The 9,469-nt window shown below is 70.8% G+C and carries 10 protein-coding genes; 8 read left to right on the top strand and 2 right to left on the bottom strand.

Going from position 1 to position 9,469, the window contains the following annotated elements; translation table 11 throughout:
- The 3 genes from GTW67_RS28625 to GTW67_RS28615 form a co-directional block, all read left to right on the top strand.
- Positions 1-654 (top strand): carbohydrate ABC transporter permease (locus GTW67_RS28625; protein ID WP_161167656.1); only part of this gene is annotated, 654 nt, incomplete at its 5' end.
- A gap of 1 nt (position 655) precedes the next feature.
- Positions 656-1,555 (top strand): ABC transporter permease subunit, encoded by a 900-nt coding sequence (locus tag GTW67_RS28620; protein ID WP_161167655.1) that lies wholly within the window; start codon positions 656-658, stop codon positions 1,553-1,555.
- A gap of 61 nt (positions 1,556-1,616) precedes the next feature.
- Complete coding sequence (locus GTW67_RS28615) at positions 1,617-3,437, top strand: sugar-binding domain-containing protein (RefSeq protein WP_161167654.1); 1,821 nt, start codon at positions 1,617-1,619, stop codon at positions 3,435-3,437.
- A gap of 62 nt (positions 3,438-3,499) precedes the next feature.
- Here the strand turns inward: GTW67_RS28615 and arr are convergent, their stop codons facing one another.
- Positions 3,500-3,910, bottom strand: coding sequence for an NAD(+)--rifampin ADP-ribosyltransferase (gene arr, locus GTW67_RS28610; protein ID WP_161167653.1), 411 nt, complete (start codon positions 3,908-3,910; stop codon positions 3,500-3,502).
- A gap of 84 nt (positions 3,911-3,994) precedes the next feature.
- Positions 3,995-4,882 (bottom strand): alpha/beta hydrolase, encoded by an 888-nt coding sequence (locus GTW67_RS28605; protein WP_161167652.1) that lies wholly within the window; start codon positions 4,880-4,882, stop codon positions 3,995-3,997.
- A gap of 145 nt (positions 4,883-5,027) precedes the next feature.
- On the opposite strand from GTW67_RS28605, the gene GTW67_RS28600 reads away from it, so the two are divergent.
- From GTW67_RS28600 to GTW67_RS28580, 5 genes are all read left to right on the top strand, one after another.
- A complete protein-coding gene (locus GTW67_RS28600) occupies positions 5,028-5,891 on the top strand; it encodes an MmyB family transcriptional regulator (RefSeq protein ID WP_161167651.1) in 864 nt (287 codons plus the stop codon).
- A 583-nt stretch (positions 5,892-6,474) separates the two neighbouring features.
- A complete protein-coding gene (locus tag GTW67_RS28595) occupies positions 6,475-8,286 on the top strand; it encodes an ATP-binding protein (RefSeq protein WP_161167650.1) in 1,812 nt (603 codons plus the stop codon).
- Positions 8,287-8,401: 115 nt separating this feature from the next.
- Positions 8,402-8,821, top strand: a complete 420-nt coding sequence (locus GTW67_RS28590) for a roadblock/LC7 domain-containing protein (protein ID WP_161167649.1) — start codon at positions 8,402-8,404, stop codon at positions 8,819-8,821.
- Entirely contained in the window at positions 8,818-9,174 is a 357-nt protein-coding gene (locus GTW67_RS28585; protein WP_161167648.1) for a DUF742 domain-containing protein, read from the top strand. The genes GTW67_RS28590 and GTW67_RS28585 overlap by 4 nt, the downstream gene beginning before the upstream one ends.
- Positions 9,155-9,469 (top strand): ATP/GTP-binding protein (locus GTW67_RS28580; RefSeq protein ID WP_202437818.1); only part of this gene is annotated, 315 nt, incomplete at its 3' end. The genes GTW67_RS28585 and GTW67_RS28580, both read left to right, overlap by 20 nt.

The raw sequence follows: 9,469 nt of genomic DNA, 5'->3' as shown, positions 1-9,469 counted from the left end.
TTCTTCTTCACCGTGATCTCCTGCGTGCCGCTGGTCCTGGTGGCCCTGGCCATGGCCCTGCTGGTGCACAGCGGGCTCGCCGGCCAGTGGGTGTGGCGGCTGGCCTACTTCGCCCCCTACCTGCTGCCCGTCACGGTCGTCACGCTCATCTGGACGTGGCTCTACCAGCCCGACATCGGCCTGGGCAACCAGTTGCTGACCTCGCTGGGCCTGGAACCCGTCGGCTGGCTCTCGGACGAGTCGGTGGCGATGTGGTCCGTCGCGGCCCTCACCGTGTGGTGGACGGTCGGTTTCAACTTCCTGCTGTACCTCGCGGCCTTGCAGTCCCTGCCCGTCACCTACGACGAGGCCGCCGCGCTCGACGGGGCCGGTGCCTGGCGCCGGCTGTGGTCCGTCACCCTGCCGCAGCTGCGGCACACGACCGTCCTGGTCGCCCTCCTCCAGATGCTCGCCTCGCTGAAGGTGTTCGACCAGATCTACATCCTCACCAAGGGCGGCCCCAACGGCTCCACCCGCCCGATCCTCGAGTACGTCTACGACGTCGGGTTCACCGGATACCGGCTGGGCTACGCCTCGGCGGTCAGCTACGTCTTCTTCGCGCTCGTCATCGTCATCTCCGTCATACAGCTCCGCTTCACCCGTCAGGAGGGCTGACGTGTCCGCCGTCTCCACCCCCGTCCGCAGGCCGCGTCGTCCCCGACGCGAGGAGTCCGGGTCGCCCCTGCTGCTCGGCCACGGCCGGCTGCCCCGCGTGCTCGCCGGGACCGCGCTGACCGTCCTCGCCGCCGTCTGGCTGCTGCCCTTCCTGTGGGCGGTCGCCACCTCGGTGCAGAGCGAGCAGGACGTCATGCGGTCGGGCCTGTCGCCGTTCAAGGGCGCCTTCACCCTCTCCGCCTACCGGCAGATCCTGGAGCGCGGGAACGTTCCGACCTGGGCGTTCAACAGCCTGCTGATTGCGGGCCTGGTCACCGTGCTCACCGTGGCCGTCTCGACGCTCGCCGCCTACGGGTTCTCCCGCGGCACCTTCCGCGGAAGGCGCCCCCTGCTGGCCGTCACCGTCGCCGCCATCATGGTCCCGCCGCAGCTGCTGATCGTCCCGCTGTTCGAGCAGATGACGATGTTCCACCTGGTCGACACCTACGCGGCGGTCATCCTGCCGCAGGTCGTGGCCCCCATGATGGTCTTCATCCTCAAGCGCTTCTTCGACGGGATCCCCCGCGAGCTGGAGGACGCCGCCCGGATCGACGGAGCCTCCGAGCTGCGGGTCTTCTGGTCGATCGTGCTGCCGCTGTCCCGCCCGATCGTCGCCGCCGTAGCGATCTTCGTCTTCATCGGGGCGTGGAACAACTTCATGTGGCCCTTCATCGTCACCAACGACCCCGGCCTCATGACGCTCCCGGTGGGCCTCGCCACCGTCAAGGACGCCTACGGCATCCAGTACGCCCAGGCCATGGCATCCGCCCTGCTGGCCGCGCTCCCGCTGATCGTGATGTTCCTGCTCTTCCAGCGGCGCATCGTCAACTCCGTGGCCACCACCGGCCTCGGCGGCAGCTGACCCGACCGCACCACCTGTCCGCGCCGGCCCCGCCGGCCGCCACCATCCGACTGGAGTCCCTGTGCACACCCCCTCCGTCCCCCGACCGGAGTACCCGCGACCGCAGTTCGTCCGTCGCGACTGGCTCAACCTCAACGGGACCTGGCAGTTCGAGACCGACCAAGGGGACAGCGGCCTGGAGCGAGGTCTCCTGGACCGCGCTCTCAGCGGTGAGATCCTCGTGCCCTTCGCCCCCGAGTCCGAACTGTCGGGCGTCGGTGACACCGACTTCCTGGAGGCCGTGTGGTACCGGCGGCGGTTCACCCCGCCCGCCGAGTGGGCCGGCCGCCGGGTACTGCTGCACTTCGGCGCCGTCGACCACGACACGACGGTGTGGGTGGACGGCACCGAAGTGGTCCGCCACCGGGGCGGCTTCACCCCCTTCAGCGCCGACCTCGGCGACCTCGCCCCGGGCCGGGAGGTGGAGATCACCGTCCGCGCCCGCGACCCGAGGTCCGGCCCGCAGGCCCGCGGCAAGCAGGCGACCCAGTACGCCAACCACGACTGCAACTACACGCGTACGACCGGCATTTGGCAGACCGTCTGGGCCGAGCCGGTACCCGAGACACATCTGCGCCGCCCCCGCATCACCCCCGACCTGGCCGGCGGGGCCTTCTCCCTCGAACTGCCCCTGTCGTCGAACCGGCCCGGTCACCGGGTACGCGCCGTCCTCAGCGACGACGCGGGCGAGGTCTGCCGCGCCGAAGCGCGCGCCGACCTCGATCTGGCGCCCCGCCTGCATCTGCCCCTCCCCGAGGACCGGCGTCGCGAGTGGAGCCCGGAGGACCCCTTCCTGTACGGCCTGCGGCTCGAACTCCTCGACGCGGACGGCGAAGTGGCCGACACCGTCGACAGCTACGCGGGCCTGCGCGCGGTCGCCATCCGCGGCAGGACCGTAGTCCTCAACGGGCGCCCTCGCTTCCAGCGCCTCGTGCTCGACCAGGGCTGGTACCCGGACGGCCTGATGACCGCCCCTTCCGACGAGGCCCTGGTCCGTGACATCGAGCTGGCCATGGAGGCCGGCTTCAACGGGGCCCGGCTGCACCAGAAGGTCTTCGAGGAGCGCTTCCTCCACCACGCCGACCGGCTCGGGTACCTGGTCTGGGGCGAGTTCGGTGACTGGGGCTGCGAGGTCGGCGGGTCCTCGGGTGACAACCAGCGGCCCGACGCCTCCTTCGTCGCCCAGTGGCTCGAAGCCGTGGAACGCGACTACTCGCACCCGTCGATCGTCGGCTGGTGCCCCCTGAACGAGACCTACCAGAAGCTCCACGACCGCATCACGCAGCTCGACGACGTGACCCGGGCGATGTTCCTCGCCACCAAGGCCATGGACACGTCCCGGCCGGTGATCGACGCCTCCGGATACTCCCACCGGGTCCTGGAGACCGACGTCTACGACTCCCACAACTACGAGCAGGACCCCGCCGTCTTCGGGCAGCTCGTGTCGGGCCTGGCCAAGGGCGAGCCCTTCGTCAACGCCTACGAGAACGGCGCCGCCTACTCCCAGCCGTACCGGGGCCAGCCGTACTTCATCAGCGAGTTCGGCGGGATCTGGTGGGATCCGGCGGCCGCGGCCGAGCAGTCGGGCAGCGACCGGACGGCCTCCTGGGGGTACGGCGACCGGGTGCGCACCGAGGACGAGTTCCACGAGCGCTTCGCCGGCCTCACCGGCGTGCTGCTGGAGGACCCGGAGATGTTCGGCTACTGCTACACGCAGCTGACCGACGTCTTCCAGGAGCAGAACGGCGTCTACCGCTTCGACCGGAGCACCAAGCTGGACGTCGCCCGCATCCGGGAGGCGCAGCTCAGGCCCGCCGCGATCGAGAGCACGGACGCCGACTGAGGAGCAGCGACGGTGGTGCCCGCTCCCGAGGGGCGGGCACCACCTCCCTCCACTGGAAGTCGCTAGTTGATGATCTCGGCGCGGCCGTTCGAACGCATCGCGGCCAGCCGGTCTCGCCAGCCCTGGAGAGCTTCCGGTGTCTGCCGGGTCCAGTCGGTGATCTCGCCGACGATCCGCAGCGGTTCCCTGCTGCGATAGGAACGGGTGGGATTGCCGGGGAACTTCTTGTCGGTGACGTTGGGATCGTTCTCGAACTCACCCGTCGGTTCGACGACGTACACCCGCGGGTCCCCGTCGCCGGCGGCGAGTTCGGCGGCCAGGCCGGCGCCGTCACGCAAGGCGGTGAAGTAGATGTGGTTCATCACGATCTCGGGCCGGTAGTTGGACCGGAAACCGGCGGTGAGGCGATCTCCGACCCGCAGCGCGGCCTTCGTGCCGTGAAAGAAGGGCCCCTCGTCCAACACCTCGTCCATCGCCCCAGATTAGCAAGCCGAGCAGTCGTGACAGCGGGCTTCTCTCCTGACCAGCGAGTTCCCGAGAGGGCGCTTCGCCTCGGCTCAGGCGAGGTGCTTGCTGAAGAACTCGACCAGCTTGGCGGCCGCAGGAGTCACGTACTGGTCACGGTCGTACAGGTCGACATGGGTGGCGCCCTCGATGAGGAACAGCTCGGCGTTGCCGGGACTGTCCGCGACCGCCTTCTCCGAGAACCCACGGGTCGCCGCCTCGGTGCCGGCGATCATGAGCAGCGGACGAGGTGCGATCTTCGCGACGTCGGCGAAGGAGTCGAACTGGTCGAGCAGGTCCGCGCTGCGCACGACCACGTCACCCGTCGAGCGCGGGTGCCTGCCGCGGGGCGTCTTGTAGTAGTCGATGAACTCGGCCGTCGGGGCGGGGGTGTCGGCATCGGCCCTCTCCGGCAGCACGGCGAACGTTGCCGCGGGCTCGCCGGCGGCTTCGGCGCTGCGGAGGTTCCCGGAGTTCGCCACCATCTGCTGCCAGCCCTCGGGGTCGGCGCCGCGGAAGAAGCTGGGAACGTCGGTCCCGGAGACGCCTGCCACGGCCCTCATGCGGTGGTCCGTCTGGGCGGCGTAGGGCACGTAGGCGCCCGAGCCGCACACGCCCATGACACCGATGCGGCCGGGGTCGACCTCGGGGCGGGTGGTGAGGTAGGAGACCGCCGCGCGGAAGTCTTCCGCGCGCTGGAAGGGGTCTTCCAGGCCATGAGGCGTGCCCTCGGACTCCCCCTGGAAGGCGGCGTCGAAGGTCAGGACGGCGAAGCCCTCCTCGACCAGGCGTGCGGCGTACACCGCCGGCGACTGCTCCTTGACGCCGGTCGTCTGGTGACCGACGACGATCGCGGCGAGCGGGCCGTCGCTGTCCTCGGGAAGGTAAAGGTGGCCGGCGAGCTGCAGGCCGTTGGTCGAGAAGCGGACGTCAGTCTTCATTTTCTGCTCCTGGGGGTCTGACCGGCCGGCGATCTGCGGGCCTGTATCCACTGTCGGCCGCCGTCGGGGACGCAGGAAGGCCGTGCCGCTTCCTAGGAAGGATCTGTCCCAGGCAGAGTCCTTTCCTCGGTGCCATGCTGGACGGGTGACTGGTTCCGCGCATCTTCGTGAGCTCGGTGAGTTCCTCAGGCATCGCCGGGGTGAGCTCACACCGGCGCAGGTCGGGCTGCCCGAGCGCGGACACACCCAGCGCCGTGTGCGGGGGCTGCGGCGCGAGGAGGTGGCCGAGCTCGCCGCGATCAGCACCGACTACTACGTACGCATCGAGCAGGGTCGCCTGGCGCCGTCGAAGCCGGTGCTCGAGTCCCTCGCGCGGGAGCTACGGCTGGACGGCGACCAGAGGACGTACGTGGAAGAGCTGGTCGGCCAGGCCGCTCGGGCGGGGCACCGCAGGACGCCGCGTCGGTCGGCCCGGCCAAAAGTGCACCCGCATCTGACCCGGTTACTCGGCCAGCTCACCGATACGCCCGCCATCGTCTTCGGCCCGCGGCTCGACATCCTCGCGTGGAATCCGCTGGCAGCGGAGCTGCTGTGTGACTTCGCAGTCGTGCCCGAGTCCGAGCGCAACTACGTCCGCATGGTCTTCACCGACCCGGTGATGCGCGAGATCTACCCGGAGTGGGAAGACGTGGCCCGGACGTGCGTCGAAGTCCTGCGGATGGAAGCCGGGACGAATCCGGCCGATCCAGCCCTCACGGCCCTGGTGGGCGAGCTGGCCGTCGCCGATCCGCAGTTCCGGGTCTGGTGGGCCGAACACCGCGTCGCCCGCCAGGACTTCGGCAGCAAACGCATCACCCACCCCGTCGTCGGAGACCTCACCCTCGACTGGGACACCTTCCGTTACGCCGGTGCACCGGAACAGCAACTCGTGCTCTGGTCGGCCGAGCCCGGCACCTCGGACGCGGAAAGCCTGGCCGCTCTGGCCCGCGCCACGACCCGGAGCCAGTGATCACCCTGAGCACCCCTACGACTGGCGTTGCGGTTCCGGCCTTCCCGATGCGTCGAGCCGGTTCCACCTTTGCAGGTTGACCGCGACGGACATCTGCCGCCTGCCGTCGGCTCTGGTCATGGAGACGGCGCGGGCTCCGTCGTCACGGAACCTCCACGATCGACGGCATTCCGACACTCCGGCCGCCCGACCGTCACGACGGCCCCCGCGGGCAACGGGACACGGGGAAGATATATTTGGCTGGAATTTGACAGCACGTGCGGGCGGGGGGCGGGTGTAGCTCAGGCAGTTGAGGTGATGCGGCTTCGGGTCGGCGCGGACGCTGCCCGCATTTTTCGGCCTTCGCCGGGCTCGCCCGGTCTCATGCCGGATATCACAGCGGGGCGTTCGAACGATGGGTTCGCGACGAACTCGGTTTGCTGACGGAGCAGGTGACCAGCGGGGTTTTCTCGCACGTCAGGGTGATTAGCATGAGCCCTGCGCGGACGGAAGATCGCCTTCCTGTCGGCTGGCCTCTCCCGGTCCGCGGCTGCTTCGTGCCGCCACCCGTTTTCCCTGCTCTCACCGACCGAGGGACCGCTCCATGCCAGTGCCTGCTTCGCCCACCCAGCACCAACCGGCGGGGGCGCCGCGCACCTCGTTCGTCGCACGGTCGGTCCTGCTGGTGACGAGCGCCGTCGCCGGCGGAGCGGCGCTCGCCCTGGCCCCGTCCGGCGCCTTCCTGTGGGCCCTCGCCGTGGTCGTGGTCGGCTGGGTGTGCCTGGCCGTCACCGTCCTCGTCGATCACCGGCTCGTCCACCGGGCCCGCGGCGCGGCCGCCGAGCGGGAGGCGGAGACGGGCCGACTCAGGGCCGAGGCGGCCCGGCTGTCGGTCGAGATGTCGCAGCTGGCCGGTGTGACCCTGCCCGCCGTGGCCGAGCGGCTGCGGGAGGGCACGCGCGCGGCCGACGTACTGGCCACCGTGCCGCCGGCCTCCGATCCTCAACTACGGCGGCTGACCGGCACGTTCGCCGCGGTGGTCGAGGAGGATGTGCGGCAGGTGGTGGCCCTGGACGGCGAATACCGCACGCTGCGCGCCGAGATGGACCAAGCCGCGGCCGAACACGAGCGCTTCGTGAAGGAGACGCTGCCCGCCGCGGTCGCCCGGCTGCGCGAGGGCCGGTCCGCCGACACCGTGCTCGCCGAAGTCGAACTTCCCCAACTCCCCGCGTTGCGCGTGCCGGCCGAGTCCTTCATCCGCGAACTCGCCCACAGTGAGCGGCGCGCCGCCGCCGCACAGGCCGCCTCCGCCAAGGCGCTCAGCCGCGTCCAGGCCAAGTCGGTCCGAATGCTCGCCGACCTGCGGGACATGCAGGAACGGCACGGCGAGGAGGTCTTCGGCGACCTGCTGAAGCTGGACCACAGCACCTCCCAACTCGGCCTGATGACCGACCGGCTGGCCCTCCTCATGGGCGGCAGGTCCAGCCGCGCCTGGAACAAGCCGATCGTGATGGAGAGCATCCTGCGCGGCGCCGTCGGACGTATCGCCGCCTACCAGCGGGTGCGCCTGCACTGCTCCACCCGCGCCGCGGTCTCCGGCTTCGCCGCCGAGGGCGTGATGCATCTGCTCGCCGAGCTGATGGACAACGCCGCGAACTTCTCCCCGCCCATCGACGAGGTGCACGTCTACGTCGAGGACCGCAGCGCCGGCATCGTCGTCACCATCGAGGACAGCGGTCTGAAGATGGCCGACGCGGCGATGCGCCGCGCCGAGGAGGCCGTGACCGGCCGCGTCACCGACCTCGCCTCGCTCCAGGGCACCCGGCTCGGCCTGGCCGTGGTCGGACGGCTCGCGGTGAAGTACGGCATCAGCGTCAACTACCGCCCGTCCTCCCGCGGCGGCACCGGCGTCGTCGTCCTGCTGCCCCTGCAACTGCTCGCCCAGCAGCGCGACGTGGTCCCGCACCAGACGGCCCCGCGGCCCGACGCCATGCCCGCCGCTCTCACGCCCGCCCCGGATCCGCTCTCCGACGCCGCCGAGCGCCCCGCAGAGGCGGCCCTGCCGCTGGGCACCGAGCCGCCCGCGGCGGCGGCACTGCCGGCGGCCCCGCCGACAGGGACCGAGCACCCCGCGGCGCCGCCCGAGCTGCCCGGACAGCGACGAGACCGGCGGCCCGAGAGCACCACGCCGAACGGCCTGCCGGTCCGGGCCCCCGGCCGCACCATGGCCGAGGCGGAACGCGAACGCGAGCAGCGCCAGTCGGCCTCCGGACAGGCCGGCGACGCACCGGCGGCCCGCCGCCCGGGACGCGACGCGGGCTCGCGGTTCGGCGCCTTCCACCGCGCACGCCAGGCCGCGGACGGCACCTCCGGACCGGGCGACCGGCCCGGGTCACAGCCGCCCCCGGCTTCGTAGTCCCCCTCATCCCGTACGGCGTCCGGAGCGACGACGCCCCTTCCCGCTCGAGTTCGTGAGACAGGAGGAACGGGCCGGTGGCCGGTCAGCCGACACCACCGTCCCATCACCCATCATGCAAACCACCGACAACAGCCTCAGCTGGCTCCTTCAGGGTCTCCTTGACCAGACCCCCGGCGCCCGTCACGCCCTGGTCCTCTCCCGGGACGGCCTGAAGCTCTGCTGGAGCGAGCACCTGACGCTCGACCTGGCCGACCAGCTGTCGGCGATCTGCTCCGGCATCCAGGCCCTCGCCCAAGGCGCCTCCATGGAGTTCGGCGACGGCACCGGCGGGGTCCGGCAGTCGATGACCGAGTTCCACGGCGGCCTGCTGTTCATCGTGGAGGCCGGCGAGGGCGCGCACCTCGCCGTCGTCGCCGGGGAGGACGCCGATCCCGGAGTGGTCGGGCACCAGATGACGGAGCTGGTCGAGCAGATCGGCGAGCATCTGCGGGCCGAGCCGCGGGACCAGGCCAGGGCGAACGGCACCACGTGATGCGCAAGCCCGTCGACACGGGTGATCCCGACCGGCTCTACACCGTCACCCGTGGACGGAGCCGTGCCGACGAGTCCTTCGACCTGGTCACCCTCGTCGTCAGCGAGAGCGGGCCGACGCCGGGGATGCAGTCGGAGCTCGCCCGGATCCTGGAGCTGTGCCGGCACCCCACCGCCGTGGTCGAGATCGCGGCGGAGCTCGCACTGCCGGTCACGGTGGTGCGGATCCTGCTCGGTGACCTGCTGGACACGGGCCGCATCACCGTCCGCCACCCCCGCTCGGCGCCGTCCGTCGCCTCCCTGCCTGATTCCGCCCTACTCCAAGAGGTGCTCCATGGGCTCCGCAACCTCTGAGCTGCCCTCCCACCGCACACCGCTGAACGACACCGCGGAGACCGGTCTGAAGATCGTCGTCGTGGGTGGCTTCGGCGTCGGCAAGACGACCCTGGTCCGCTCCGTGAGCGAGATCCGGCCGCTCAACACCGAAGAAGTGATGACCCAGGCCGGCGTGGGCGTCGACGAGACCGGCGCGGTGACGGCGAAGACCACCACGACGGTCGCGTTCGACTTCGGACGGATCACCCTCAACGAGCGCATGGTGCTGTATCTGTTCGGGGCGCCCGGCCAGGAGCGCTTCTGGTTCCTGTGG

It is taken from the genome of Streptomyces sp. SID5910, from assembly GCF_009862125.1.
Classification (GTDB): domain Bacteria; phylum Actinomycetota; class Actinomycetes; order Streptomycetales; family Streptomycetaceae; genus Streptomyces.
The sequence above is the reverse complement of the archived record's forward strand: the minus strand, read 5'-3'. Positions and strand labels throughout refer to the sequence as shown.

What these genes read in the sequence shown, in the direction of transcription:
- arr (WP_161167653.1), bottom strand. Translation starts at nt 3,910, where the DNA reads ATGGACGAGGTGTTGGACGAGGGGCCCTTCTTTCACGGCACGAAGGCC.
- GTW67_RS28605 (WP_161167652.1), bottom strand. Translation starts at nt 4,882, where the DNA reads ATGAAGACTGACGTCCGCTTCTCGACCAACGGCCTGCAGCTCGCCGGC.
- GTW67_RS28595 (WP_161167650.1), top strand. Translation starts at nt 6,475, where the DNA reads ATGCCAGTGCCTGCTTCGCCCACCCAGCACCAACCGGCGGGGGCGCCG.
- GTW67_RS28590 (WP_161167649.1), top strand. Translation starts at nt 8,402, where the DNA reads ATGCAAACCACCGACAACAGCCTCAGCTGGCTCCTTCAGGGTCTCCTT.